The 26,753-nt window shown below is 30.1% G+C and carries 23 protein-coding genes, 1 other RNA gene and 1 pseudogene; 10 read left to right on the top strand and 15 right to left on the bottom strand.

Going from position 1 to position 26,753, the window contains the following annotated elements; genetic code table 11:
* Window positions 1-49: 49 nt before the first annotated feature.
* Window positions 50-874, top strand: a complete 825-nt coding sequence (locus ABXT58_RS01325) for an Mrp/NBP35 family ATP-binding protein (protein WP_415304262.1) — start codon at window positions 50-52, stop codon at window positions 872-874.
* On the opposite strand, the gene thyX is transcribed toward ABXT58_RS01325, so the two are convergent.
* Window positions 855-1,802: an FAD-dependent thymidylate synthase gene (thyX, locus tag ABXT58_RS01320; RefSeq protein ID WP_415304261.1), complete on the bottom strand. Its 948-nt coding sequence runs from the start codon at window positions 1,800-1,802 to the stop codon at window positions 855-857. The genes ABXT58_RS01325 and thyX overlap by 20 nt on opposite strands.
* Window positions 1,803-1,806: 4 nt before the next feature.
* On the opposite strand from thyX, the gene ssrA reads away from it, so the two are divergent.
* Window positions 1,807-2,107: a transfer-messenger RNA gene (gene ssrA / locus ABXT58_RS01315) on the top strand.
* A 79-nt stretch (window positions 2,108-2,186) separates the two neighbouring features.
* On the opposite strand, the gene ABXT58_RS01310 is transcribed toward ssrA, so the two are convergent.
* The 7 genes and pseudogenes from ABXT58_RS01310 to ABXT58_RS01280 all read right to left on the bottom strand — a co-directional run bounded on the left by ABXT58_RS01310 (window position 2,187) and on the right by ABXT58_RS01280 (window position 9,106).
* A complete protein-coding gene (locus ABXT58_RS01310) occupies window positions 2,187-2,702 on the bottom strand; it encodes an SHOCT domain-containing protein (protein WP_415304260.1) in 516 nt (171 codons plus the stop codon).
* Between the two features lie 176 nt (window positions 2,703-2,878).
* Window positions 2,879-3,949 (bottom strand): threonine aldolase family protein, encoded by a 1,071-nt coding sequence (locus tag ABXT58_RS01305; protein WP_415304259.1) that lies wholly within the window; start codon window positions 3,947-3,949, stop codon window positions 2,879-2,881.
* 5 nt (window positions 3,950-3,954) lie between these two features.
* Window positions 3,955-5,067: a serine/threonine protein kinase gene (locus ABXT58_RS01300; RefSeq protein ID WP_415304258.1), complete on the bottom strand. Its 1,113-nt coding sequence runs from the start codon at window positions 5,065-5,067 to the stop codon at window positions 3,955-3,957.
* Window positions 5,068-5,070: 3 nt separating this feature from the next.
* Window positions 5,071-6,289 (bottom strand): annotated as a pseudogene (locus ABXT58_RS01295) (aminopeptidase P family protein).
* A gap of 5 nt (window positions 6,290-6,294) precedes the next feature.
* Window positions 6,295-7,200 carry a DMT family transporter gene (locus ABXT58_RS01290; RefSeq protein ID WP_415304257.1) on the bottom strand — a complete coding sequence of 302 codons (906 nt, stop codon included), beginning with the start codon at window positions 7,198-7,200 and terminating at the stop codon, window positions 6,295-6,297.
* A 48-nt stretch (window positions 7,201-7,248) separates the two neighbouring features.
* Window positions 7,249-8,496 carry a molybdopterin molybdotransferase MoeA gene (locus ABXT58_RS01285; protein ID WP_415304256.1) on the bottom strand — a complete coding sequence of 416 codons (1,248 nt, stop codon included), beginning with the start codon at window positions 8,494-8,496 and terminating at the stop codon, window positions 7,249-7,251.
* A complete protein-coding gene (locus ABXT58_RS01280) occupies window positions 8,489-9,106 on the bottom strand; it encodes a molybdenum cofactor guanylyltransferase (protein ID WP_415304255.1) in 618 nt (205 codons plus the stop codon). Before ABXT58_RS01280 ends, ABXT58_RS01285 begins: the two co-directional genes overlap by 8 nt.
* Window positions 9,107-9,149: 43 nt before the next feature.
* On the opposite strand from ABXT58_RS01280, the gene ABXT58_RS01275 reads away from it, so the two are divergent.
* The 6 genes from ABXT58_RS01275 to ABXT58_RS01250 are packed head-to-tail and all read left to right on the top strand — an operon-like array spanning window position 9,150 to window position 16,871.
* Window positions 9,150-9,560, top strand: coding sequence for an iron-sulfur cluster assembly scaffold protein (locus tag ABXT58_RS01275; RefSeq protein WP_415304254.1), 411 nt, complete (start codon window positions 9,150-9,152; stop codon window positions 9,558-9,560).
* A gap of 29 nt (window positions 9,561-9,589) precedes the next feature.
* Window positions 9,590-10,075 (top strand): HPP family protein, encoded by a 486-nt coding sequence (locus ABXT58_RS01270; RefSeq protein WP_415304253.1) that lies wholly within the window; start codon window positions 9,590-9,592, stop codon window positions 10,073-10,075.
* Window positions 10,076-10,120: 45 nt separating this feature from the next.
* Window positions 10,121-10,963, top strand: a complete 843-nt coding sequence (gene fdhD / locus ABXT58_RS01265; RefSeq protein ID WP_415304252.1) for a formate dehydrogenase accessory sulfurtransferase FdhD — start codon at window positions 10,121-10,123, stop codon at window positions 10,961-10,963.
* Window positions 10,964-10,984: 21 nt separating this feature from the next.
* Window positions 10,985-12,643, top strand: a complete 1,659-nt coding sequence (locus ABXT58_RS01260; RefSeq protein ID WP_415304251.1) for an NADH-ubiquinone oxidoreductase-F iron-sulfur binding region domain-containing protein — start codon at window positions 10,985-10,987, stop codon at window positions 12,641-12,643.
* The gene (fdhF, locus tag ABXT58_RS01255) at window positions 12,643-15,411 is read left to right on the top strand and encodes a formate dehydrogenase subunit alpha (protein WP_415304250.1); all 2,769 of its coding nucleotides are present in this window, start codon (window positions 12,643-12,645) and stop codon (window positions 15,409-15,411) included. Before ABXT58_RS01260 ends, fdhF begins: the two co-directional genes overlap by 1 nt.
* 8 nt (window positions 15,412-15,419) lie before the next feature.
* On the top strand, window positions 15,420-16,871 hold the full coding sequence (locus ABXT58_RS01250) for a protein adenylyltransferase SelO (RefSeq protein WP_415304249.1): 1,452 nt from the start codon (window positions 15,420-15,422) through the stop codon (window positions 16,869-16,871).
* Between the two features lie 4 nt (window positions 16,872-16,875).
* On the opposite strand, the gene ABXT58_RS01245 is transcribed toward ABXT58_RS01250, so the two are convergent.
* A complete protein-coding gene (locus tag ABXT58_RS01245; protein ID WP_415278585.1) occupies window positions 16,876-17,979 on the bottom strand; it encodes an NAD(P)/FAD-dependent oxidoreductase in 1,104 nt (367 codons plus the stop codon).
* A 2-nt stretch (window positions 17,980-17,981) separates the two neighbouring features.
* The gene (locus ABXT58_RS01240; RefSeq protein WP_415278584.1) at window positions 17,982-18,449 is read right to left on the bottom strand and encodes a TspO/MBR family protein; all 468 of its coding nucleotides are present in this window, start codon (window positions 18,447-18,449) and stop codon (window positions 17,982-17,984) included.
* Window positions 18,450-18,470: 21 nt separating this feature from the next.
* On the opposite strand from ABXT58_RS01240, the gene ABXT58_RS01235 reads away from it, so the two are divergent.
* Window positions 18,471-19,232, top strand: a complete 762-nt coding sequence (locus ABXT58_RS01235; protein WP_415278583.1) for an SDR family NAD(P)-dependent oxidoreductase — start codon at window positions 18,471-18,473, stop codon at window positions 19,230-19,232.
* Here the strand turns inward: ABXT58_RS01235 and ABXT58_RS01230 are convergent.
* The 3 genes from ABXT58_RS01230 to putA all read right to left on the bottom strand — a co-directional run bounded on the left by ABXT58_RS01230 (window position 19,229) and on the right by putA (window position 24,123).
* Window positions 19,229-19,777 carry a DUF3833 domain-containing protein gene (locus ABXT58_RS01230; RefSeq protein ID WP_415294666.1) on the bottom strand — a complete coding sequence of 183 codons (549 nt, stop codon included), beginning with the start codon at window positions 19,775-19,777 and terminating at the stop codon, window positions 19,229-19,231. The two genes, ABXT58_RS01235 and ABXT58_RS01230, sit on opposite strands and share 4 nt — an antisense overlap.
* Before the next feature lie 13 nt (window positions 19,778-19,790).
* A complete protein-coding gene (locus ABXT58_RS01225; RefSeq protein ID WP_415304248.1) occupies window positions 19,791-20,969 on the bottom strand; it encodes a class I SAM-dependent methyltransferase in 1,179 nt (392 codons plus the stop codon).
* Window positions 20,970-21,087: 118 nt separating this feature from the next.
* Entirely contained in the window at window positions 21,088-24,123 is a 3,036-nt protein-coding gene (putA, locus tag ABXT58_RS01220; protein WP_415304247.1) for a bifunctional proline dehydrogenase/L-glutamate gamma-semialdehyde dehydrogenase PutA, read from the bottom strand.
* 153 nt (window positions 24,124-24,276) lie between these two features.
* Between putA and ABXT58_RS01215 the strand changes: the two genes are divergently transcribed.
* A complete protein-coding gene (locus ABXT58_RS01215) occupies window positions 24,277-24,714 on the top strand; it encodes an Lrp/AsnC family transcriptional regulator (RefSeq protein ID WP_415278578.1) in 438 nt (145 codons plus the stop codon).
* A 32-nt stretch (window positions 24,715-24,746) separates the two neighbouring features.
* Here ABXT58_RS01215 and ABXT58_RS01210 read toward each other — a convergent pair whose 3' ends face one another.
* On the bottom strand, window positions 24,747-25,514 hold the full coding sequence (locus ABXT58_RS01210; RefSeq protein WP_415304246.1) for a DUF1365 domain-containing protein: 768 nt from the start codon (window positions 25,512-25,514) through the stop codon (window positions 24,747-24,749).
* Window positions 25,507-26,751, bottom strand: coding sequence for an NAD(P)/FAD-dependent oxidoreductase (locus ABXT58_RS01205; protein WP_415304245.1), 1,245 nt, complete (start codon window positions 26,749-26,751; stop codon window positions 25,507-25,509). Before ABXT58_RS01205 ends, ABXT58_RS01210 begins: the two co-directional genes overlap by 8 nt.
* Between the last annotated feature and the right edge of the window lie 2 nt (window positions 26,752-26,753).

The raw sequence follows: 26,753 nt of genomic DNA, 5'->3' as shown, positions 1-26,753 counted from the left end.
GACAAAGTATATAATGTCTTTATTATAAAAAACAAGTAATGATAAAAATATGACTGATAAAAAGCCAGAACTAAGTGACGCAATGAAAAGAAAATTAGAGCCTAAAAAGTTCACAAAGAACCCAATTTTAGGAACAAAATTTACTATAGCTGTATCAAGTGCAAAAGGTGGTGTTGGAAAATCTACTTTTGCAACAAACCTTGCTTTAGCATTAAAGCAAATTGGCTGCAAAGTTGGTTTACTTGATGCCGATATCTACGGCCCATCAATTCCAAAAATGTTTGATATTAATGAAAAGCCAAAAAGCGATGGTCAAACTTTAACTCCAATTACAAAATATGATATTCAATGTATGTCCATCGGCTTTCTTGCTGATCAACAAACTCCCATGATTTGGCGTGGACCTATGGTTACCAGTGCAATCAAAACTTTTACTCAAAAAGTAGGTTGGAAAGATTTAGATTTTATAATTGTTGATATGCCTCCAGGAACTGGTGACACTCAGTTAACTTTTTCACAAGAGATTAAAATGGATGGAGCAATTATAGTTTCTACCCCTCAAGAAGTTGCTCTTCTAGATGTTAAAAGAGGAATTAAAATGTTTGATAAACTTGGAGTTAAGATTTTAGGTCTAGTTGATAATATGAGTTACTTCACAGGTGATGACGGTAAAAAATATAAAATATTTGGTGAGGGTGGTGTTAAAAGAACTGCAGAGGAATTTGGGAAAGAATTTCTAGGTGAAATTCCATTAAATCCTGAAGTTGGAAAATGTGGTGATGAAGGGAAACCAATTGTAGAAGCTAACCCAGATCATGAAATTTCTAAAATATATTTAGACTTTGCTAAAAAGATTAAATCAACTTATCTTTAAGGTCAAAAGCAGACATTAATTCGTTCCATTCTCTTTTGGATAAACCAGAGCTATCAGGATTGACATCTTCGCCTTTAATAAGTTTTTGAATTATAGATTTTCCTTTTGCAGAAACTTCTGTACCACCAACTCTATAATCCATAAATGCATCATAAGTTATTGGAACCCATTTTTTAACAGTATCTAGCATAATGTCTGCATACACTCTTATTTCGTATTGAGCATGACTATCAGCTCTAAGTCTTAAAAAATTCATCAAGTTTAATAAATCAGTTTTCCAGTACCATTGTGTATAAGTATTTAAAGTTAAATTCATTCTTGCAAGTTCTCTTGCTAAACCTTTTTTATTTTCATCAATAGTTGATCCATCAAATCTCTCATTCAACATCATCTCATAATTGTCATAAGTTCTATCAGCATCGTTTTTTAAAAGTTCTAAAACTTCTTTTGCTTGTTCGCCTTCAATAACATCACCTCTACCCTGTCTGTTGCTTGAAGACTGTGCTGCTAAATTTTCTGCAGATGGTAAATAAAATTCTTTATCTAATATAGAGTACCGTGCTGAGTATTCATTTACATTTGCTGTTCTATGTCTAATCCATTGACGAGCAATAAAAATTGGAAGTTTAACGTGATATTTAATCTCACACATTTCAAATGGAGTGCTATGCCAATGTCTCATTAAATATTTAATTAAACCTGCGTCTGTTGAAACTTTCTTAGTTCCTTTTCCATAAGAAACTCTAGCTGATTGAACAATTGATGTATCATCACCCATATAATCAACAACTCTCACGAAACCATGATCCAATGCTGGCATTGCCTCATACAAAATATTTTCTAGCGCTGGAGCTGTAACTCTTTTTGTTTGATTTTGTTGACCCTGTTGGTCTTTGATCTCTTGTGATTGTTCTTTAGTTAATTTCATGATTTTTATTGAATCTCTTTCAAATGCTTTTATAGTAATAGTGTTGGCTTGCCAACTACGACGATAAACGAATTTCGTAATAACCATTACGGACGTGGGGGCAGTACCCACCACCTCCACCATTACAACTTATGGGGGTGAAATAGGATCGACGGGTGACTAAAGGCTATTCTTTCGTTCGGGATTGTTCCACCGCAACGGGCTAAACTTTAAATGCTAACGAAAGTTACGCTATTGCTGCATAATTAACTTAGGTTAATTGTAGAAGCACGGTCTGGGGCACCGGGTAACAGAACGCCCCTACACAATCTTCTACTTCTCTTTATTTATAATACTGATTAATGTTTGGATTGTTTTTGAGCTTACTCTCAGCGTAATTTTAAACTAATTATTCTTTGAAACTGTAAATTTAACCTTCTTATTACTATTATCTTTACCTACTCCTGTTACACCACCATTACCATCCCACTTGAGTGTACCTTCAGCTCCCATATTATTTGTACATGTAATCTGCCATACACCTTTTCCACCTTTTTGTAGTGAATAAGTTCCATTACATGTTCCGTCATTGTTTGGTAAAGGTAAAATCAATGTTCCATCATAATTTCTTTCATCAAATATAACTTTTCCAGCTATTAAATCATCATAACCTTCCCAGCTTAATGCAATAGATCTTTCACCTTTAAGTTCATATTTTTTTTCACTTGGTTTATTTTTGGTAATTTGGTTATTAAAATTTTTCAAGATTCTTTTTTTACTTGATTCAAATATTTCTTTTGTAATTAATCCTGACTTGTACGCCTCTCCAAGCTTCTTTAATTTATCTAAATCTTCTAAATTTCCGTAAGCATTCCCACTCAACAACAAACCCAGAACTATGATCCCTAAAAATCTTTTCATGATTAAAGGCTATCACATTTGTTGATGGTTATTCTACTCAGAAATGTTGATGGTTTGTTATCAGTTTCTTCATTAAAATTGCTTTGCATTAACGCCAAGTCTATTTTAATAACACAGCAAGCATAAGGATATTTCTGATGATAAATTTGATGAGGTTTTAAAATATATTGAATTTCTTAAAGAAGATCCAAACTAGTTTTTTTAGAAATTGTTTCTAAAAGTTGATCAACATCACTCTCTTTAGTATTCCAAGCAGCAACAAGCCTTACTGCTTTACCATCTAACTCTTCTTGATTCATTTTATAACCTTCTGAATTTAGATGCTCGATGATAGGTTTTGGAAATTTAGCAAATACTTCATTGGCTTCTGTTGGGTAAGCTAATTCAATATTTGATTTTGAATTTAATCCTTCACTTAATTTTTTGCCCATCTTATTTGCGTGTTTCGCATTCCTTAGCCACACATCATTTGAAACATAGGCCTCTAGTTGAGCTGATACAAAACGCATTTTTGAAAGTAGATGCCCTGATCTTTTCATTAAGAAAGGAAGATTACCTACTAATTCTGGTTTAAAAAATATAATTGCTTCTGCTGCAATACATCCATTTTTAGTTGCACCAAAAGACAAAACATCTACTCCTGACTTCCATGTCATTTCAGCAGGAGTTACGTCAAGTGACACTAAAGCGTTAGCGAACCTTGCCCCATCCATATGCATTTTTAAATTATATTTATGAGCAGTTTCAGATATAGCTGCAATTTCATCTAGCTGATAAACTTCGCCTGTTTCACATAATTGAGTAATACTTACTACAGAAGGCTGTGTATGGTGTACGATACCAACTCCTCCAATATTTTCAGATAACTCTTCTGGTGTAAATTTTCCATTAATTCCATTTAAAGGTACAAGTTTTGCACCACCTGTATAAAATTCAGGGGCCCCACATTCATCTGTATTGATATGCGAATGTTTGTGACAATAAATACTTCCAAAAACTGGTGTCATTGCTGATAAAGCTAAAGCATTAGCAGCTGTACCTGACGCAGTTGGATAAACAATCACATCTTTTTCAAAAATTTCAGAAAACTTATTTTGTAAGTTCGTTGACCAATCATCATTAGCATAAGGAGCGCTATCTCCATCATTTGCTTTTATGATTGCATCTAAAACTTCAGGACATGCACCCGCTACGTTGTCGGAGGCAAATTTAACTCGCTCTCTTTTAATTTTAATTTTAGATGGCATAAATATTATTGTTTTGGAAAGTAATCTTTTAACTCCCCTTCTCTATAAACATCTGCTGTACAACAATGTAATCCTCCACCAAATGCATAAGCGTCCCTCATATCAACTGGAATAACTTCCATTCCTAATTTATCTAATTGTTCAGCTTGATAAACTTCACTTTTTTCAACACATACTGTCTTTGGGTCTAATACCAAAACATTCATAGATAACCAGGTGGATGAATAACATAACGGTGGCGGCTCATTATGCGCTGGTTGAGCTGAATCTATGATCTCCCATCCATTATTTTCAAAAAGTTTTCTTTGTTCTTTTGGAAGCTTTCTTTGAGGATTATTAATAATTAAACCTTCTTTAATTGGAGTAAATGTTGCATCTATATGAATTGGGTAAGGATCGCCTGGAAAATTTACTGCATGAACTCTATGGTCTTTATAGTGTCTTCTCAACCAGTCTATTCCTTTAAGGTTTGTTGTAAAACCATGTTGAACTACTAAATCTTTACCAAACCTTAAAACATCAGCAGCATCAAATAAGGGTTCCTCTTCTGTTGTGACAAAAAATTTATCTTCAGTCCATTCTAATCTTTTTTGAATACCAATTTTATCTGATAAATAATCTTTTCTATAATCTGCATCAGTTAACCTTGGTTTTGGAGCAGCTTCATGTCTCATATTAGGATCTTCATCATAATATTTTTTTAATAAAGGTCTGTAACAAAGGTACTCGAACCATCTACATCTATAACTCATCGTTGCTTCTAAAATTTCACTTCCAACAGTTAATAAAACATCTCTAGGTGGCATACAGCCAAACATTGTATCTGCCTCCCAATCTGGTGTTGATATTTTTTTACTAAAATCTAGTGGATCTGGTCTATCTACTTTGATGCCTCTTTTAATTAACATATTTGAAAAATCATCTAACAACTGATTTGCTTTATCAACTGTATCTTTTGTTCTTGGTCCAAACTGACCACGCATGTCAGAATCTTCTGGTACCTTGGCATCTAAAGCTGGTTCTGGAGCTGGTATGCACGTGCCATCTGCCTTACCAACAATTACATGTTTTAAAGGATCCCATTCATTCCAGCTATTAACTACAGTTTTTTCGCTCATATTTTATGATTTAATAATATTATGTTCTGGACCAAAAGGAAACTTAGTAATGTTTTCAGCATTATCTTTTCCTATAATTAGGATATCATGCTCTCTATACCCACCGGCTCCTGGTTTTCCATCAGGTATCATGATCATAGGCTCCATAGAAACAACCATATTCTCTTCTAAGACAGTATCTATGTCCTCTCGTAATTCTAATCCAGCTTCTCTTCCATAGAAATGAGATAGGACACCAAAAGAATGGCCGTAACCAAATGTTCGGTAATGAAGATAACCAAGCTCAGCGAAGAGCTCATTCAACTCATGGCAGATAGCAGAGCATTTTACACCTGGTTTAATCAATTCTAGCCCTCTTTTATGAACTTTAACATTTGCTTCCCAAGCTTTTAAAGAAGCGTCATCAATTTCATCTACAAAAAGAGTTCTCTCTAGAGCTGTGTAGTATCCTGAAATCATAGGAAAGGTATTTAAAGAAAGAATATCTCCTGCTTCTAATTTTCTATTCGTTTTTGGGTTATGTGCTCCATCTGTATTTAATCCTGACTGAAACCAAACCCAGGTATCCATATATTCTGCATCTGGGTAGGTTTTTGCAATTTCACGTTCCATTCTATCTCTACCTGCTATTGCAATTTCAAGTTCACTTTCTCCAATTTTAATATTCTTTACAATCTCTTCACCACCAAGATCGGCAATTCTTGCACCATTTTTAATAATTTCTATTTCCTCTGCAGATTTAATCATTCTAAGCTTGCATTAAATCTTTTGATACGTCACTAAAAACTGAAAAAGTAAAAATAGACGTAAGTTTTTCTTTAACATCTAGGGTTACATGATCATTTTCAATGCCAATATTCTTAGGAGGTTCGTCTCTTCCAATAATTGCAACTATTGCTTTTAAATAATTATCTCTTTTCCAATCAGTGTAAATTACATTATCACTATGAGATCTCCGCCACGGTTGGCTTGCATCTATGTTTGCAGAAATTGTTGAAATTTTATTAGCTGTTACAACGCAACCATAAGGCCTACCAAAAGAACAATAAATAAACCCTGTATAGTAAGCAATGTTGTGCATTGAAGTTAAAATAACCATATCAAGATTATTTTTACTCATTGTGGTTCTTAAATTGGTTAATCGTCTTTGATATTCTTGATCTGTGAAAGGTAGTTTGGCCTTCTCACCATTTTTTAAATTAAAAAAATCTGGTCTTTCCATCTTAGTTAATTAAGGGCAATAAACCGTCTATTAGTTTTAATTGTAAGACTATAATAAATGATAGACATAAAAAGGAAGAAGCCTCCTATTATCGTATTAGTCGACGGTATTTCATTAATCCCTAAAATTGGAATCCATACCCAAAATATGCCCCCTATAACTTCAGTTAATGACAACAAAGTTAATTCTGCCGCTGGTATAGCTTTTGATCCTATAGAATATAAAATTAAACCCATACAAACTAACGTTCCATGTACAGAAAATAATGTTCCATTATAACTTGTAGATAGAAAAACCATATCATTAGTTAAAATAACTATTGCAGCAACTACAAAGCAGAATAAACCTGCAAATGCTACAGTCGTAAATTTTGGTGTTTCTTTATTCCATCTCAAGGTCACTGAAAAAACAGAAAAACCAATTGAAGAAGTCATTCCAAATATAAGTCCCAATAAAGAATTTTTTTCAGTGTTACCCAAAGCTATTATTATTATTCCAACTGTTGCAATAAATATAGCTACCCAAACATTTAATGAAATTTTTTCTTTTAAAAATAAAAAACCTAGTAAGGCTGTAAAAAAAGGCATGGCAGCTAAGCAAAGCAAAGTAACAGCTGCACTGGTATTTGTAATGGAGTAAATGAAGGTTATCATTGCAATACCTAGTCCAGTTCCACCAATGATACCTGAAATTCCAATTTTTAAATAATTCTTATAAAAATCTTTTCCTTCCTCAAAGAAAAGGTAAAGATTTAAAATCAAAAAGATTGTTAGGCCACGTGCAAAAATATATTGCCATGGAACTAAATTGGGTTCATTCATATACCTAACTACCAAAGGACCGAAGGACCATATAAGACCCGCTAATAAAACTACTGGGATTGCAATTTTTTCATTTTTTAACTCAAGCATTGATGGATATTTAATAGTAATTATTTTGTACTACAATAAAAATGAGATCTATTTAAAGATATTAATATTTGACCCTATTGGAGAGTAACAATCAATTAAATCCCCTTTTTTGAATATAGATTGCCCTTCTTTGAATAGACCCCACACATTTGACTCTACAAATGATTTAATTCTGAAAGATTCCTGACCTTTTAAAACCTCTAACTCTATTTTTCCATCATTAGTTGAAGTTAACTTAGCTTTTAAAAATCTAATAATCTTTTTACTCTTTGAATAATTATTTTTTAATTTAGCTTTAAATGGTTTTTCAACCTTAACACCAAGAATATTAAGCAAATACGGATAAACAAAAAATCTAAAACAAGCAGATGAGGAAATAGGATTACCAGGTAGCCCAAAAATAGCTTTTTCAGTTTTGTTAAATTTTGCAAACATTACTGGTTTGCCAGGTCTAATTGAAACACCTTTAAAAAAATTAGACAAACTAAATTTTTTAATTATGTGGGGAACAAAATCATGTTTACCTGCAGATACAGCACCTGATGTAATGATAATATCTATTTTAGATTTAAAACTTTTTTCTATTTTTTTTTGAAAAAGTTTAGCATCCTTATCTCTTAAAATTCCACCATCTATAAAGTTAAATAAAAAATTATTAGATAAGGATTTTATGTAATGACTATTTGAGTTTCTAACTTTCCAATTAGCAATATCTCTATTATTAGAAATTTCATTTCCCGTTGAAAAAAATAAAATATTAGGTATCTTTTTAACATTAATATTTACTATGCCCAATGTTTTAAAAGCTAATATATGAGAAGGTTGAATTATGGTGCCTTTTTTAATTATTAAATCTCTTTTTTTATAATCTGATCCAGCATATCTGATGTGTTGGTTAGTTCTTATTTTTTCATTAATTACAATAAATTTTCTATTTTTACTAAAAACAATTTTTTCTATTGGAATAATAGTGTCAAAATTTTTAGGTATAAGTGCACCTGTCATTACCTCAACAGCTTCAAATTTATTTGTTTTTTTTAAAGATGGGTTATCTCCTGCAGATATAGTCTTTAAAATTTTAAAGTTTTGTGAATTATTTTTATTTAACTTGATTGTATCTTTTGAATTGATTGCAAAACCATCAAATGCAGCATTAGTTCCTGCTGGATAATTTACAGCTGAATAGATATCTAATACATTAATCCTATTTAGTGACTTTGATGAGTTAATAATTTCATCTTTAATTTTAATCTTTGATTTTAATAAGATTTTTTTAGCTTCTTTGTAATTAATCATTTTTTTTCTTTAATATTTTTTTTGCTTCTTCTAAATCTTCTTTAGTATTTATATTAAAAAAAGGATCAAATTTTTTAGGTTCAATATCAATTGTTTTAACCCCTATTTTATTAGCCCAATCTTCTACTTTTCTAAAATTATTATTAATCAAATCATTTTCAAGTGGTTTTAATAATTCAATCGACCACAATCCAAAAATATTGTGTCTTTTGTTGTTTGATTTAACAAAATACAACAGACTATCTTTTAGTTTAATTCTTTTTTGATATTCATCAATAATTGATGTTTCAAAAAAAGGTGTGTCTGATGGAAATGTTGCAATCCACTGATATGATTTTTGATTTTCTTTAACCCATTTCATTGCACTCAGAACTCCTGCTAATGGTCCAAAGTCATCAAAACAATCAGGAATTATTGTTACATTTTTTATTTTTTTTGTATCTATACTGTGGCTTGAGACAATAAGTATCTCCTCATATCTATTGCTAATTTTAAATAAAACGTGTTCTAACAATGTTTTATCACCAAGTTTTGTCTGATTTTTATCTTCACCAAATCTCTTTGACTTTCCACCAGCTAGCACAACAGCTAAAATATTGTTATCTTTCATAAATCAAAATATAAAACATTAATCTCTTAATTAAAGAATTATAATGGACTTAGAAATTTTAGAAATTGCATCTAATACCGAAAACCACAAAGTGCTTAAAAAGCATACACATCAATCAAGGAACAAAAACCCTTTATGCGGTGATGAGATGGAAATTAGCTTAATGGTTAAAGACAATATTGTTCAAGACATGGGGTATCAATGTAGATCATGCGTGTACTGTCAAGCCTCAGTTAGTTTGCTTTCAAGATGGGTTATGCAAGTACCAATAGAAAAAATTTCAGATTTTATTTCAAAAGCTGAGCTTTTCTTTGATGAAAATTTTGATCAATTAAAAAAAATTAATATAAAAGATTTAAAAGACTTTAAAAAAATAATGAATTCAAAAAATATTTCTAGAAAAGAATGTTTATTGCTTCCTTTTAAAACTCTTTCAAAAGCCCTAAAACTTTAGAATAACACTAACAACAAAAATAGAAGAATATGATAAATACAATAAAAGAAAACTTTAACAGAGCTCTATATGCTTTAATATTTTCAATAATCACAATTGGTACCCTTTCATTTCTAAGTTTTGAAACTCCCTATGGGTTGTTTTTAGCTGGATCATTTGGATCTTCGATGGTTTTACTTTTTGGGTATCCAGAAAGTCCATTTGCCCAACCCAAAAATGTTTTTTTTGGTCACTTGGTAACATCTATAGTTGGTGTATTAATTTTAAAATTTCTACCCATTGATCAATTTTTACAAATAGCTATTGCTGTAGGACTTGGTATTTTTATAATGATACTGTTTGGTGTAACTCACCCACCAGCAGGAGGAAATCCTATTGTTATAATACTTGGTGCAGTTTCATATGATTTTTTACTAAATCCAATTATTTTTGGTTCTATAATAATAATTGTTTATGCGGTTATTCTAAATCGTTTCATATTAAAGAAAAACTACCCAAGTAGTTGGAAAAGCTAATCTTTTCGTTGTTTCAAATTTAGCCAGTTTAAATATACTAACTAAATGAATTCTAATTATAAAGTCACAAAATTTAGATCTAATAATTTGAAAGAGGTTAATGATCAAATATCCATTGAAGAACCACTTGAAATAATACTCAAATATAAAGATAAAAAAAATTGGGTAGAAAATACTATATCTATTACGATGAGAACACCTGGAGATGATGAAAATTTAGTTACTGGCTTTCTTTTTAATGAAAGAGTAATTGAAAAAATTAGCTATATAGAAAATATTGAAGCAAGTGGCGATCCTGTTGGACAATATAAATTACAAAATAAAGTTATTATTACAATAAATAATTCAGAGAATATAGACATTGATAAAATTAAAAGAAATTTTTTGACTAATTCCTCATGTGGGGTGTGTGGAAAAACATCTCTTGAATCTTTAGAAATTATTAAGAAAGATAAAATATTAAAATCTATCCCTAAAATACATCATGAAATTATAATGAAATCTCCAGATATATTAAGACAAAACCAATCTGAATTTTCAAAGACTGGCGGCATTCATGCTAGTGGGCTATTTAATGCGAGTGGAGAAATTATTGCCTTAAAAGAGGATGTAGGAAGGCATAATGCTTTGGACAAGCTAATTGGATTTGTCTTAAAAGAAAATTTACTTGATAATAGTTCTCAATTTCTAACCTGTTCTGGAAGGCTCAACTTTGACCTTGTTCAAAAGGCACTCATGGCAAATATAGGTGTCTTAATTGGCGTAGGTGCGCCAACCAGTCTCGCCATAGATTTGGCTAATAAGTTTGACATGACATTAATTGGTTTTGTAAAAGAGGATAGCTTTAATATTTATAGTAATAATGAGAGAATTATAATAAAAAATTAAAAAATTTCAACAGGGTAAAATGTGTCAAAAAATATAAGTAACTTATCAGGCAGAATTGGTTTAAAGAAAAACCTATTTGAGAAAATCTCTGAAAGATCCCTAAACTCTAAAGATGCAAGCGGTATTCAAGAAATAGCTAATGAATATCATATGGGTGTATCTACTATTCATGGAGCAGAAAGTTTTTATGAATTTTTAAGACCATCTCATAGAGCAAAGAAAGCCTTTGTTTGTAATGGAAGTGCTTGCATGTGTTCTGGAACACAGGAACCTTTAAAGAAAAAATTAAAAGAAAAACTAGGTGATGATAAGGTTGGTGAAATGTTTTGTCTTGGTCACTGTTATGAAAATAAAGCGTTTCATTATGATGGTGAAAACTATGCTGGGAATGATATTGATAAAATTGATGAAATAATTAAAGGAGATAAAATTGAACAGGAAAAATTTTTCTCAAAAAGTTTTGCTTCAACAAGTTTTTTAATGGATGATAAGCTTTCAAATTTAGATCAATTTAAAGATATTTTAAATAAGTTTATCAATACAGATAAACAAGAAATTATAAAATCATTACTAGATTCAAATTTAACAGGCAGAGGTGGTGCTGGTTTTCCAGCTGGAATGAAATGGGATTTTTGTAGAAAAGCAGAATCTGAAAAAAAATATGTTATCTGCAACGCTGACGAAGGAGACTCTGGTGCATTTTCTGATAGATACTTATTAGAAGACCAGCCACTAAAAGTATTATTTGGAATGATCATCTGTGGTTATGTTATTGGAAGTGACGAGGGTGTTTTATATATTAGAGGAGAATATCCAAAATCTATTGAAGCTATAAATGGATGTATTAATTCTTTAAAAAAAGAAGGATTGTTAGGTAAAAATATTCTTGGAACAAATTTTTCTTTTGATCTAAATATTTGTATTGGACAAGGAGCGTACATATGTGGAGAAGAAACTGCTTTAATTGCATCAATTGAAGGAAGAAGAGCAGAAGTTGATGTCAGACCTCCCTTCCCTGTTACTGAAGGACTTTATAAAAAACCAACAGTTGTTAACAATGTTGAAACTTTAGCTGCTGCTACTGGTATACTTATTAATGGAGCAGAAAAATTTGCTGCAATTGGTAATAAAAAATCAGCAGGTACAAAATTAGTCTGTTTTGATAGTTTTTTTAATAATCCAGGCGTTTACGAAGTCGAAATGGGAACTTCAATGAAAAAAGTTTTGAACGATATTGGTGGAGGTTTTAAAGAACCTATTAAAGCACTACAAGTTGGTGGCCCATTAGGTGGAGTTATTCCAATTTCTGAAGTAGAAAAATTAAATCTAGATTTTCAAGAATTTACTGCTGCTGGTTTCATGTTGGGACACGCAAGTATAGTAAGCATTCCAAAAGACTTCCCAATGGTTGACTATATTCATCATTTATTTGAATTCACAGCTGAAGAATCATGTGGAAAATGCTTCCCAGGTAGACTTGGTTCTTACAGAGGAAAGGAAATGTTTGATCAAGCAAAGAATAAAACTGCTAAAATTCCATTAAAGCTATTAAATGAACTGCTAGTAACAATGAAAAAAGGCTGTTTATGTGCTTTATGTGGTGCAATACCTACACCTATCATGAACATACTAAAATATTTTGGTGATGAAATGAAGGATGATATGGTCAAAGATAATTAATGAGCTCAGAAAAAAGAAAAATCGCATATATAGATGGTAAGCCATATGAAATTGGTCCTAACCATACTTCTGTTTTAAAATTTGTAGAAAGTTATCTTGGTGAAAAAAAGGTTCCGGCTTTATGTAACGATCCAAACTTAGCACCATATGGAGCTTGTAGAGTTTGTTCGGTTGAGGTTGCTTTAGTTAAAGATGGTCCGACTAAAGTTGTAGCCTCATGTCATACACCAGTTGGTGAAAACCAACATATTTTTACAAACAATGAAAATTTAACGGCTTTAAGAAAAAATATTGTTGAACTAGTTTTAACCGACCATCCAATGGAATGTGGAACTTGTGAGGTTAATAATAACTGTGAACTTCAAGATGTTGCTAATGATTTAGGTATATCAGATCATAGATATAATGTACCAAAACAACACAAAGGTATTCCAAGAGACACCTCTCATGATTACATGAGAATGAATTTAGATAACTGCATTAATTGTGGAAGATGTGTGAGAGCTTGTGATGAAATTCAAGGTTCATTTGTTTTAACAATGAGTGGAAGAGGATTTGAGTCTAAGATTACAACAGATAATGATGCATTATTTGGGGACTCGTCTTGTGTATCTTGTGGAGCTTGTGCACACACTTGCCCAACAGATGCCATCTCAGATGTATATCAATCTAAATCCGTTGCTGTTGATGAAAAAGTAAGAACGACTTGTTCTTATTGTGGAGTTGGTTGTAATCTAGAAGCTTCAATTAAAGATAATAAAGTTGTTGCAATTTCTACTCCTAAAGAATCTGAAGTTAACGCAGGCCACACTTGTATTAAAGGAAGGTATGCTTTTGGATTTTACGATCATCCTGACAGATTAAAAACTCCTTTAATTAAAAGGAATGGAAAATTTGAAGAAGCTTCTTGGGATGAGGCATATGATTTTATTAAAAAAGAATTAAATAGAATTACCAAAGCTAATGGACCAGATGCAGTTGCAGGTATTTCTTCAGCAAGATGTACTAATGAAGAAAATTATGTTTTCCAAAAAATGATTAGAGCAGCAATAGGAACTAATAATATTGATTGTTGTGCAAGAATTTGTCATTCACCTACTGCGTGGGGAATGCAACAAACATTTGGAACTGGAGCAGCTACAAATTCTACAGAAGATATTTACTATGCAGATTTATTTATGGTGATTGGAGCAAATCCAACAAATGCTCACCCAGTTACAGGTGCTAAAATTAAGCAACAAGTAATGAAAGGTAAAAAATTAATTGTATTAGATCCAATTACTACTGAGCTTGCTAAACTTGCTGATTATCATATTAAACTTAGACCAGGAACAAATGTAGCCATATTAAATATGATGTTGCATTATATATTGAAAGCAAACCTTTATGACAAAGACTTTGTCAGAGATAGAACTGAAGGTTTTGCAAATTTCATTAAAGAAATTGAGAGACAAGATATGGATCATCTAGCGAAAGTTGCTGGTGTTGATAAACAGTTAGTTAAAGAAGCTGCAATTGCTTATGCAACCGCAAAAAACTCTATGGAATTCCATGGTTTAGGAGTTACCGAGCAAGAACAAGGATCTAAAACAGTAATGTTAATTGCTGATCTTGCAATGATTACAGGAAATATTGGTAGAAGAGGTGTTGGTGTTAATCCATTAAGAGGACAAAATAATGTCCAAGGTGCAGCTGATATGGGTTGTCAACCTCATCAAGGAGCTGGTTACTTTGAAGTGGCTGATGAAAAAGTTCAAAATTTCTACACTGAAAAATATGGAGTAGTACACCCAACAAAAGCAGGATTAAAAATTCCTGAAATGTTTGATGGGGCAATTAATAAAGATGTTAAAGCTGTCTGGATTATTGGAGAAGATATTGTTCAAACAGATCCTAACAGTGCACATGTTGTAGATGCTATGAATTCACTTGAGCTTTTAGTTGTACAAGAAATTTTTATGAGTGAAACAGCAAAACTTGCAACAGTAGTATTACCTGGAACAACTTTCTTAGAAAAAAATGGAACATTTACTAATACAGAAAGAAGAATTCAAAGAGTTAATCGAGCTGTACCTCCTTTACCTGGTACTAAAACTGATGGAACAATTGTAACGGATATGATGCAAAAATTAGGCTTTGATCAACCTGAATATGATGCTGATCAAGTTCTTGCAGAAATAGCTGATGTAGTTCCTTTCTTTAAAGGGGTAACAAGAGAAAGACTTGGTAAAATGGGATTACAATGGCCAGTACAAGAAGATGGTACAGATACACAAATCTTACATGAAAAAACATTCAAATTAGGAAAAGGACAACTTAAAAATTTTGATTGGAAAGAATCTAATGAGATAGCTACGAATAAAAAAGATTATCCATTGATTTTAACAACTAGTAGAGTTCTTCAACATTATAATGCAGCTACTATGACAAGACGTACTAAAAATATTAATATAGTTTCTGAAGACTTGCTATTAGTTCACCCTAATGATGCTAAAAAAAGAGAATTAAATACTGGTGATATTGGTAGACTTTATTCTGGCAGAGGTGAAGTAGCTTTAAAAGTAGAGGTAACAGATAAAGTTAAAGAAGGAATTGTATTTACAACATTCCACTTTCCAGAACATATGGTTAACATGGTAACTGGTCATGGAAAAGATGAAGAAACAATGTGTGCAGAATACAAAGTTTCTTCTGTGGAAATTCAAAAAATATCCAATCAATTTAAAACTGTTGTTGAACCTAAAGAGAATCAAGCAGAAGTTAACTAATCGATAAAATGACAATTGGTTGGCATTTTGATAATAGTTATTCGAGATTACCAAAAACATTCAAAGAAGATATCAACCCTGTTGCTGTAAATGCACCAGAAATATTAATATTAAATAAAGATCTAGCAAATAAATTAGATCTAGATTTTTCAGATGTTAATGATGAAGGTTTATCAAAAATTTTTTCAGGAAATATGTTACCTGAAGGATCTAACTCTATAGCACAAGCCTACGCTGGCCATCAATTTGGTCATTTTACAATGCTTGGTGATGGAAGAGCTGTTTTAATCGGTGAACACTTGACCAAAAATAATGAGCGATTTGATATACAATTCAAAGGCTCTGGTAGAACCCCATTCTCACGAAGTGGTGATGGTAGGGCTGTTTTAGGCCCAATGTTGAGAGAATATATAATAAGTGAAGCAATGCATTCTTTAAAAATACCTACTACTAGAAGTTTAGCAGTAGTTAAAACTGGTGAAGATGTGGTTAGGGAACAAATTTCACAAGGTGCAATTCTTACAAGGGTGGCATTAGGCCATCTAAGAGTTGGAACATTTCAATACATTGCTGCAAAACAAAATATTAGTGATTTAGAAATTTTGATTAATTACACAATTGAAAAATACTACCCCAATATAAAAGCATCAAAGAATAAAGCATTAGACTTACTAAATGTTTTAATCGAAAAACAAACTGAACTTGTAATTGACTGGATGCGTGTCGGTTTTATTCATGGAGTTATGAATACTGACAATATGACCATATCTGGTGAAACAATAGATTATGGTCCCTGTGCATTTATGGATACTTATGACCCTAAAACAATTTTTAGTTCAATAGATCAATTAGGTAGATACGCCTATGATAATCAACCAAAAATTACCAAATGGAATTTAACAAGATTTGCTGAATGTCTTATTCCACTAATTAGCAAAAATGAAGATGAAGCAATTAAATTAGCTACAGATGCTTTAGATAAATTTGAACAAAATTATGAAACAAAATGGTTAAATATGATGAGAGATAAACTCGGATTATATGATGAAGATAAAGAAGATAAAAATTTGATTATGGAGTTATTAAATTGGATGCAAAAAAATAAAGCAGATTATACAAATACCTTTATTTTTTTGACGGATAAGACAATTAAAAATTCTGAAGTTTATGATAATGCTGACTTTAATTTATGGAAAATTAAATGGGTGAAAAGATTAGCAATGTTTAATAGTTCACATGATAAATCTATGGAATTAATGAATTCTTCTAATCCAATGGTAATACCTCGTAATCATAAAGTGGAAGAAGCTTTAACATTAGCAAGTAATGGTGATTTAACATTGTTTAATAGGTTAATAAAAATATTAAAAAATCCTTATACAGTTAATAGCAATGATTTAGAATTTATGTCACCTGCTCCACACAGCGATAAGAAATATCAAACTTTTTGTGGAACTTAACTCGTTATAATACGTAAGGTTCTGGTCTAGCTTCTTTACTAAATATTCTTTCAACATTAAAAGCGCTTACATCTATAGTTTGATAAGAACCTGTTGTTATAAGTTCTGTCAAAGCTCTACCAATGCCAGGTGCTTGTTGCAATCCTCTTCCTGTGAAACCCGAAGCCATATATACATTTTCGTATTTAGGATGCTTACCCACAATAGCATTACTGTCTAGTTGGTTATGATCATAAAATCCTGCCCAAGCACCAGTTAATTTAAGCTCTTCAAACATTGGAATTCTTTTTGCTAAAGCTGGCCATACCAACTCCTCAAAGTCGTCCCAAGCAGGTTCAAGATTTGTTGCATCAAAAGTAGATTTTGGAGAACCAGCTAAATATTCTTTACCCTCTGGCCTCCAATAAACACCTGTTGTTAAATCAGCAGATAAAGGCATTTCAGATATATACGTTGGGCACTTAACTCTGAAAACAGTGTGTTTTTGTGGAATAACAGGAATATCATTTAATATTTTTTTAGTCCAACAACCTGCAGCAGAAATAATTATCTTAGCATTAATTTCTGATATTTCTTTTACTTCTCCCTTAATAAATTCAGCCCCAAGTTCTGTGGCCTTGCTTTTTAAAGCACCGTGAAACATAAAAGGATCAATCCAACCCTCACTTTTATCATCTGTATAAGTGGCAGTTTCTATACCTTCATCGTTAATGTAAGAAAAAACCTTGGATAATTCTGAACCTTTTATATTTTTTGTTCCAGCTCCACACTCTTTATGGTTTTCTAACGCTCTATACTGTTCCTCTGCATGCTCAGGTCCAAACATTAATAAGTAACCATTTGGTACCATACTAGCTGTAGGGTTAGGATTTTTTTTAGTTTTGAGTAATTCTGGTATTTGAAAAATAAAATCTCTTGCAAATTTACCTAACAAAATATTTTCTTTTTGAAAAAATTGTCTCCTAAAGCCACCGAGGGATAAAGGGAATGAGGCTTCTTTGTATGATGGATCTTTTTCTATAACTTTAACTTTTCGACCTTCTTTAGATAGAAAATAAGCTGTCGCAACTCCAATGATACCACCGCCAATTATTACAACATCGTCCATAATTAATTTAAAATAAATAAACTTAAGTTAAGAATTAATGCGTAAAAACACCAAAGTAAATAAGGAATCATTAAATAATAACTTACTAAAGTTATTTTCTTAAATCTTTGCATTAATAAAACTATTAAAGCTATTAAAATAATTAAAACTAGTAATGCTAATAAAATTTTATGAAAAACAAAAAATACTATACTCCAAGTTGTATTAAAAATTAAATGAACGATATAAATATAAATCGTATCTATGTCTCTTTTTTTACTATGCCAAAAAGACCATATGGCAATAGTCATCATTAAATATAGTGTTGTCCAAACAGGTGCAAAGATCCAGCTTGGTGGATTGTATGATGGCTTTATCAATAATGAATACCAAGGCTCTTTAAATCCAATAGTTGCAATACCTCCAATAACAGATGCCGAGTAAGTTATTATTGCAAATAATAAAAAAGATAAAAATTTGTTTTTTAACATAATCATATTATACATTACTTAATGAATGATAAAAAAGTAATTTGGATCACTGGCGCTAGTAGTGGAATTGGTAGGTCTTTAGCTCTAAAATTTGCTAAAGAAGGATGGACAGTTGCTGCCTCAGCTAGACGAGAAAACTTATTACAAGAGTTGCATACTGAGAATGAAAATATCCATTCATTTCCTTTAGATGTTACAAATACAGAACAATGTAAAGCTGTCTTCAATGATATTGTAAAAAAATTTGAAAATATTGAAATTTGTGTGTTTGGTACCGGGATACATGATCCAAAATCTGAAAAAAAATTTAACTTAGATAAAATAAGAAAAATTATGGAAGTAAATTACTTTGGTACAATGAATTCTATCAACGCAATTTATGAATATTATAATAATAAAAAAGGTGGTCAAATATCTATAATTTCTTCAGTTGCTGGTTATAGAGGGTTACCTGCAGCTGGAGGTTATTGTGCATCAAAGTCTGCCCTTACAAGTTTTGCAGAAAGTTTATATTTTGAAATGAAAAGAGTAAACGTGCGTGTTTCCCTGATAAGCCCTGGGTTCATTAAAACACCAATGACTGACCAGAATGATTTTCCTATGCCCATGATAAAGTCACCAGAATTTGCTGCAGAACAAATCTATATTGGTTTAATCAAAAATAAGGGATTTGAAATCCATTTTCCAAAAGCTTTTACCTTTATAATGAAAACTCTAAGAATACTTCCTAGTAGCTGGTATTTTAAGATAGTTGAAAAAGGTATGAAAAAAATTGACTACTAATTTTTCTTAAAGAATACCGTCAACTCACCCACTTTAAATCCAAATTTTGTTAATGTGGCTCTATTGATAGCAACCTCTTCGTCTTGTTTAAAAATCCAATCATCAAATGAAACTTTAATATTCTTTCCTTTAAAAGGGACCATTAAATCATATTCAAATTTAAAGGCAGATCCATATTGAAACCCTTTAGCAGTTCCTACAACATCAGGTGCAGATCCTTCATAGTAATTTTGATCAATTTTTTTGATTTTCCATATTCGGTTTTGTTTTTCACCGTCTGTCCAATAGAAATCTTCTTTAAGAGTTAAGATATCACCCTCAAAACTACCAAACATATCAGCTTTAAATTGTCTAGTAACCTTGCCACTTCGATCTTGTAATAGACCCCATGCTTTAACAGGACCTTCAAAGTATTTCTCTATAGTCATTGACGGTTCTGTATTTTTAAAATCTGTTGGTTTCATAGAGTTATTGTTTATACAACTTGCCGTAAAGAATAAAGCAATTATTAATACTGTTAATTTAAATGTTTTAAAGTTTATCATGTCTCTCCTATTGTTATTTATTTTGTAATGAAAATTGAATTAGATCTATATTTTTTGATTTAAAGCCAGCCTCACAATAAGACAAGTAAAATTCCCACATTCTTTTAAATGTTAAATCAAAACCTTGCTCTTTAATCAAATCCCACTTTTTATTAAATATCTCTCTCCAAATAATCAAAGTATCAGAGTAATGATTGGCATATGAATTGTATTCATCAAATTTTAAACCATTAGTATCAACATAATTTTGTAATTCATTTCTAGAAGGTAAAAAACCTCCAGGAAAAATATATTTTTGGATAAAGTCTTGTTTATTTTTATATCTATCAAACAAGCTATCATCGATAGTTATAGCTTGAATACCCACTGTGCCTGATGAAGTTAGATTATTCTTGATTGTATTAAAATAGCTATCTAAATAGTTTTGTCCTACTGCCTCTATCATTTCTATAGACGCTATATGATCATATTTACTTTTTAAATCCCTATAATCTTTTATTTCAATATTTACTTTTTCATTAAGTCCACATTTGTGGATTCTTTCTTTTGCAAATTCAAATTGCTTTTTTGAAATGGTGATACAATCTAATTTAACATCATAATTAGTGCCCAGGTATTCTGCGAATCCACCCCAACCACAACCAATTTCTAAAATTTTACTTCCTTTTGTTGGTTTTAAAAGATCAATCAATTTTTGGTATTTATTATTCTGAGCATTGAAAAGATCTTGCTTAGGGTTCTCAAATATAGCGCTGGAATAAGTTAAGGTTTTATCAAGCCATAAAGAAAAGAAATCATTTCCCAAATCATAGTGTTTTGCGATGTTTTCTTTGCTTCGGTTTTTGGTATTTTTTATAATTTTATTTTTTAAAAAATTAATGAATGGTAAATCAAAAATACCTGAAAATTTATAAATAACATTTATATTTTTTGCAGTTAACTCAATTAAATCAGATAGGTTATTTGTTATAAAAAAATCTTTCATATAAGATTCACCCAATCCAACACTGCCACTTTTAATCAGATTATAATTAAGGCTTTCATCTTTAATTTCTAAGAAAACTTTTAAATTATCATCTGGATTACCAAATTTTAAAACTTCTCCATTAACCTTTTTAATTTCAAGAAAACCATGCTTAATATTTTTTAATGCACTAAATACGATTGAATCTGAAATTTTATAAATTAACATTAATTCTTAATATTTTTTTAATTTTTACTTAAACGGCAACTTAATTCTTTTTATTTAAAAATTAAATGACGCAAAATTGCAGATAAGTAAGAGCTTTAAGATAATTTATTAGTAAAGTTTAGTCATCAACTTCAGCTAATAAGGATGCATTACCACCCATAGCTGCTGTGTTATTTGATATACTTTGTTCATAACATAGTCTTTTCAGGTATTCAGGGCCCCCTGCCTTAGGTCCTGTTCCAGACTTTTCAAAACCACCAAATGGCTGTACACCAACAACGGCTCCAATCATATTTCGATTAATATAAATGTTTCCAACTTCTGCTTTGGAAATGATTTTATCAATAGTTTTATCCAGTCTACTGTGGATACCTAATGTTAAACCAAAACCTAAATCATTAATGTCATCAATTAATTCATTTAATTCTGAAGCTTTATATTTAACAATATGTACTACAGGACCAAAAACTTCATTTTTTAAATCACTTAATTTTTTTATTTCTATTAAAGTTGGTGGAATGAAATATCCTAAATCATTTTGAAAATTTGTTTGATAAACATTATCAAAATTATCAATATGTTTTTTTATATTGTTGTAAGCCTCCTCATCGATTACTGGTCCAATATCTGTTGAAAGTTTTTCTGGGTTTCCAATATTTTGAGTATTCATTGCACCAATTAATGTATCTTTAATTTTTTTGTACACATTTTCTTCTACACATAAAATTCTACAAGCTGAACATCTTTGTCCGGCACTATCAAATCCTGAATTCACAACATCTTTAACAACATGTTCTGGTAAAGCTGAGCTATCAACAATCATACAATTTAAACCACCTGTTTCTGCAATAAAATTAGTAATACTCTCTTGTTTTTGTAAGTTTGATTGGATAATTTTTGCTGTATTTAGAGAGCCAGTAAATAAAACATTTCTAAGTTTTTGATCATTAATAACTTTGTTGGAAATTAATGCACCATCACCCAAAATCAAGGCAATTGAATTTTTAGGTAGTCCTGCTTTTAATAAAAGTTTAATTATAAAATATGCTGCATAAGAAGATTGTTCTGCAGGTTTAGTTAAAACAACATTACCAGTAATTAGTGCAGCTATTGTTTGACCTACAAAAATTGCTATAGGAAAATTCCATGGGCTAATTACTAAAGTTAATCCCTTTCCTATTAATCTATATCTATTAAGTTCACCAGTTGGCCCTTTAAGAATTTGCTCTTTAAATATTAAGTTTGCTTCCTTGGAATAGTACCTGCAAAAATCAACAGCCTCTCTAATTTCAGCTATAGAATTTTTAATACTTTTGCCAGATTCTTGTGCACAAATTTCAATTATTTCCTTAAAATTTTCTTCAATTAAATTAGCAAAATTTAAAATAATTTCTGATTTTTTTTCAATTGGAAAATTTTTCCACGATATAGAATAATCTTTGAGGTTATTAATTGCTTCATCTACAATTTGATCTGTAGCAAAATATTTTGAACCTAATAAGGTAAAATCACTTGGTGAAATAATATCGAATTTTTTATCAGATTTTATGTCTTCACCATTTATAATTGAAAATGCATTTATATTATTTAGTTTTTTTATAACTTTATAATTATTAATCACAAATTCTTCACTTATATCGAGGCCTTTTGAATTATCTCTATTACCCAAAATATTCATTGGTAAAGGAATTTTGTCAGTTTTTAACTTATCAAGCTTCAAAAATGGTGATTGAATCAATTTATCAATATCAAAATTTTTAGATTTTAGTTGATGAATAAAAGACGTATTCGCACCATTTTCTAATAACCTTCTAACTAAATATGGCAACAAATCCTTATAGCCTCCTACCGGAGCATATACTCTACATTTAAAATCAGGTTTATTTTCTAAAAATGAATATATCTCATCACCCATCCCATGCAATTTTTGGAATTCAAAATTAGTGTTTTTAAATAGAGTATGAATATAAGAAATACTATGTGCATTATGAGTAGCAAATTGTGAAAAGATATTTTTATTTACTAATAGTTTATGTGCACAAGCTAGATAAGATATGTCTGTAGCAAATTTCTTTGTAAAAACAGGGTAGTTTTCAAAACCTTCTTCTTGAGCAATTTTGATTTCTGTATCCCAATATGCACCTTTGACTAATCTAATATTAATTTTTTTATCAACACTTTGTAAATAATCATTGAGCCAATCTAATAAGAAAAATGTTCTTTTTTGATATGCTTGAATAGCAAATCCAAAACCATGATAAACATTGTCAATTAATTTGCTTTCAATAATATCTTTAAACATGAAAAGTGATAAATTTAATCTATCAGCTTCCTCAGCATCAATACAAATATCTACTTTGTTTTCTCTACCTAATTCCACAAGTTTAAAAATTTTTGGTAATAGTTCTTTTTTTAGTAAATCAAATTTGTTTCTTTCGTATCTTGGGTGTAATGATGATAGCTTAATTGAAATACTTTTCTTATGTGGATTTAAACTTTTTCCTGTTTGTAAAATAGCTTCTTCATATTGATTGTAATATCTTTCTAAGTCTTCATAAGTTACTGCTGCTTCACCAAGCATATCAAATGAAAAAGTGTATTTATCATTTTTTTTATTATCACTTTGTTTAATTGCTTTTTTTATATCTCGCTCAAATACAAATTGTTTAGCCAAAATATTTATTGCTTGTTTAATGGCATTCCTTAATAATGGTCCAGATAGATTTTTAACCATCTTGACTAAAATATTTTTATTTTCTTGAGGTTTTTCTTCTACTATTTTTCCTGTTAACAAAAACGCTATAGAAGAAATGTTTACGAAAACATCATTTTCATTCTTTATGTGTTTATTCCAATCTCCAATAGGAATTTTATCTTCAATTAAATCATTTATAGTTGCAGTATCAGGTATTCTAAGTAATGCTTCTGCTAAACACATTAAAACAACACCTTCGTTACTAGTCAATGAAAACTCATGTATTAATTTAGCAAATGAGCTTATTTCTTTATAATTTATTGCGCTGTCTATGATTTGACGTGAAAGGTTATCAATTTTACTGTGATTAATTTCTGAAAAATTTCCAATGGTTTTTATTAAATGATTATTAACCAATGAAGCTTGATCGGTATATTTGTGTTTGAATATATTATTCATAATAAATAACTTTGGCGATTAATTAATAGAAATTTAGACTAAAATGACTAAAAATAATTACTGTATTAATGTGAATAAAAGAATTAATTTCTTGTTGATATATTTTTAATAGTAAATATTATGGTATAATAACAATTATTGGTAAATTTTACTATGATAGATAAAATAGATAAACAGTTAATCTCACTACTAGCGAAGAATGCACAAACTACACTTAGTGAGCTAGCAAAAGCTGTTAACTTATCAATTTCACCATGCCAAAGTAGAATCAAAAAATTAGAACAACAAGAATATATTCTTGGCTATCATGCTCATATAAATTTTAAAAAATTAGAAAAAGCACACATAGCTTTTGTTCAAATTTCTTTATCAGATACACGAGCTAAAGCACTAGATCAATTTAATTCTGAGGTAAAAAAATTAGAAGCTGTTGAACAATGCCATATGATTGCAGGAAACTTTGACTATTTATTAAAAGTTAGAACTAACAATATAAACACTTATCGTTTGCTATTATCTGAAAAAATATCCTCATTACCAAATGTTGCATCTACTTCAACATTTGTTTCCATGGAAAGTGTAAAAGAATAGTCCATAAGATAACCTTAATTTAGTAATTTATATTAATTTTCTACAGAAATATTGTTTTTAACTTTAATTTTTTTTTTTATAAATTTAATTCCTTTTGTCCATAGTTTAAATGCCTCAAAATGTATTGCGATAATAATTTTAAATGTCATCAATGGATGTCTTAAATACGATTTCATAAGATTGTAATTATTTAATTCACTTTTAATACCATCTTGTGAGGCATATAATATTTTGCCAACTGGATCATTCAGGTCAATTATTACAGATATTTTATTACCAGGTTTCAACAGTCTAAAAAAATAAATACAATTCATTTCAATAAATGGAGATACATGAAATTTTTTCTTACACACATGTTGAATAAGATTTTGGTCTTTTTCAGTTTTAAAAACATAAACATGTTGCTCACCAAATGTGTTCTTAACTTCATATAAAATAGATATTAAATCAGAATTTTTGTCATATACATAAAAAACACTTAACGGATTAAACACATACCCAAATATCCTTGGATAACATAAAAGTTTAATTTGAACATCATTAGTATCAATATTATTTTTTTTAAGATTTTCTAAAACCCAATCTTTAAGAGAGCTTCCATCTCTTGCTCCATGGTCCTTATCAAAGAAACTAATAATATTAAATTTATTATATGAAAATATCTTTAGAGTTTTATGTAATAGGTTTATTTCTGATAAATCTATAAGTAGCGAAAATACACTATAATTGAAGCTATGAATTTTGGGCTTAAATCTTCTATGAATTACGTTTCCTGTATAAATATAAGAATTTTTAATCATTCAGCGTTTTTAACATATCAATAGACGACTTTATTCCATCCTCATGAAAACCATAACCAAAATAACTGCCACAAAATAAAATATTTTTTTTATTTTGAATTTTGTGTAGATTACTTTGATTAGTTAATGCTTCAGTGTCGTAATAAGGGTGAGTAAATGCTACTTTTTTAAATATTTTATCATTTGGAATTTCTTTAAATGGATTTATTGTTAAAAAAATATCTCTATCTATCTTCAAATTTTGTAACTGGTTTATCCAATATGTTACAGCTGTCTTTTCATTATTAGCTGAATCCATTGAAGAATTCCAAGCACACCATGCTTTTTTATTTTTAGGCATAATACTTTCATCAAAATGTATTACTGCAGTGTTAGCTCTATATTTAAATTTTTTTAATATTGACTCCTCATCTAGAGTTGGATTATCAATTATCTTTAATGCTTCATCTGCATGGGTTGCTATTACAACTTTATCATAATCAAAGAACTCATTTTCCTCTCCATAAAAAATTTTAACACCTAAATCATTTCTGGTAATTTTATTTATATTGTAATTCTTAAAATATTCACCACTAACTTGGCCTATTATTTTATCAACATAAGTTTTGCTCCGATTTGCAACCGTAAACCATTGAGGTCTATCTTTAATTTTAAACAGCCCGTGATTCTTAAAAAAACTTAGAAAAAAAGATAATGGCATTTGTTTTGCTTCATATGGTGGCATCGACCATATTGCAGATACCATTGGTATAATATGATAATTAATAAAATAACCTGAAATTTTTATTTCTTTTAAATATTCTCCTAATGTTATTGAACTAATTTTTTTAATTTCTATTTTTTCACAGTTTTTATAAAAGCTTAAAATTTCAAAAAACATTTTTAAGAATTTTGGATTAAATAAATTTTTTTTATTGGAAAAAATTCCACCTAATCCTTTTCCACAATATTCTAAGTCACTATTTTCTACAGTAACAGAAAATGACATATCGCTTTTTTCAATCTCTATTTTATTTTCTGAAAAAAAATTAATTAAATTTGGATAAGTTTGCTTATTAAAAACCATAAATCCAATATCTATTGGGATTTCTTTATTAGGTTTATAAGCAACCTTTATTGTATTTGCATGGCCACCAAACTGATTTTCTTTTTCAAACAAATCTACTTTATGTTTTTTTGATAGATAATAAGCAGCACTCAATCCTGATATGCCCGCACCCACTACAGCAATTTTCATCT

It is taken from the genome of Candidatus Pelagibacter sp. Uisw_090, from assembly GCF_047717845.1.
Taxonomy (GTDB): domain Bacteria; phylum Pseudomonadota; class Alphaproteobacteria; order Pelagibacterales; family Pelagibacteraceae; genus Pelagibacter.
This window is presented reverse-complemented; position numbering and strand designations above follow the sequence as displayed.

Excerpts from the sequence above, each read along its gene's own strand:
- ABXT58_RS01325 (WP_415304262.1), top strand. The coding sequence starts at position 50 with ATGACTGATAAAAAGCCAGAACTAAGTGACGCAATGAAAAGAAAATTA.
- thyX (WP_415304261.1), bottom strand. The coding sequence starts at position 1,802 with ATGAAATTAACTAAAGAACAATCACAAGAGATCAAAGACCAACAGGGT.
- ABXT58_RS01310 (WP_415304260.1), bottom strand. The coding sequence starts at position 2,702 with ATGAAAAGATTTTTAGGGATCATAGTTCTGGGTTTGTTGTTGAGTGGG.
- ABXT58_RS01305 (WP_415304259.1), bottom strand. The coding sequence starts at position 3,949 with ATGCCATCTAAAATTAAAATTAAAAGAGAGCGAGTTAAATTTGCCTCC.
- ABXT58_RS01300 (WP_415304258.1), bottom strand. The coding sequence starts at position 5,067 with ATGAGCGAAAAAACTGTAGTTAATAGCTGGAATGAATGGGATCCTTTA.
- ABXT58_RS01290 (WP_415304257.1), bottom strand. The coding sequence starts at position 7,200 with ATGCTTGAGTTAAAAAATGAAAAAATTGCAATCCCAGTAGTTTTATTA.
- ABXT58_RS01285 (WP_415304256.1), bottom strand. The coding sequence starts at position 8,496 with ATGATTAATTACAAAGAAGCTAAAAAAATCTTATTAAAATCAAAGATT.
- ABXT58_RS01280 (WP_415304255.1), bottom strand. The coding sequence starts at position 9,106 with ATGAAAGATAACAATATTTTAGCTGTTGTGCTAGCTGGTGGAAAGTCA.
- ABXT58_RS01275 (WP_415304254.1), top strand. The coding sequence starts at position 9,150 with ATGGACTTAGAAATTTTAGAAATTGCATCTAATACCGAAAACCACAAA.
- ABXT58_RS01270 (WP_415304253.1), top strand. The coding sequence starts at position 9,590 with ATGATAAATACAATAAAAGAAAACTTTAACAGAGCTCTATATGCTTTA.
- fdhD (WP_415304252.1), top strand. The coding sequence starts at position 10,121 with ATGAATTCTAATTATAAAGTCACAAAATTTAGATCTAATAATTTGAAA.
- fdhF (WP_415304250.1), top strand. The coding sequence starts at position 12,643 with ATGAGCTCAGAAAAAAGAAAAATCGCATATATAGATGGTAAGCCATAT.
- ABXT58_RS01250 (WP_415304249.1), top strand. The coding sequence starts at position 15,420 with ATGACAATTGGTTGGCATTTTGATAATAGTTATTCGAGATTACCAAAA.
- ABXT58_RS01245 (WP_415278585.1), bottom strand. The coding sequence starts at position 17,979 with ATGGACGATGTTGTAATAATTGGCGGTGGTATCATTGGAGTTGCGACA.
- ABXT58_RS01240 (WP_415278584.1), bottom strand. The coding sequence starts at position 18,449 with ATGTTAAAAAACAAATTTTTATCTTTTTTATTATTTGCAATAATAACT.
- ABXT58_RS01235 (WP_415278583.1), top strand. The coding sequence starts at position 18,471 with ATGAATGATAAAAAAGTAATTTGGATCACTGGCGCTAGTAGTGGAATT.
- ABXT58_RS01230 (WP_415294666.1), bottom strand. The coding sequence starts at position 19,777 with ATGATAAACTTTAAAACATTTAAATTAACAGTATTAATAATTGCTTTA.
- ABXT58_RS01225 (WP_415304248.1), bottom strand. The coding sequence starts at position 20,969 with ATGTTAATTTATAAAATTTCAGATTCAATCGTATTTAGTGCATTAAAA.
- putA (WP_415304247.1), bottom strand. The coding sequence starts at position 24,123 with ATGAATAATATATTCAAACACAAATATACCGATCAAGCTTCATTGGTT.
- ABXT58_RS01215 (WP_415278578.1), top strand. The coding sequence starts at position 24,277 with ATGATAGATAAAATAGATAAACAGTTAATCTCACTACTAGCGAAGAAT.
- ABXT58_RS01210 (WP_415304246.1), bottom strand. The coding sequence starts at position 25,514 with ATGATTAAAAATTCTTATATTTATACAGGAAACGTAATTCATAGAAGA.
- ABXT58_RS01205 (WP_415304245.1), bottom strand. The coding sequence starts at position 26,751 with ATGAAAATTGCTGTAGTGGGTGCGGGCATATCAGGATTGAGTGCTGCT.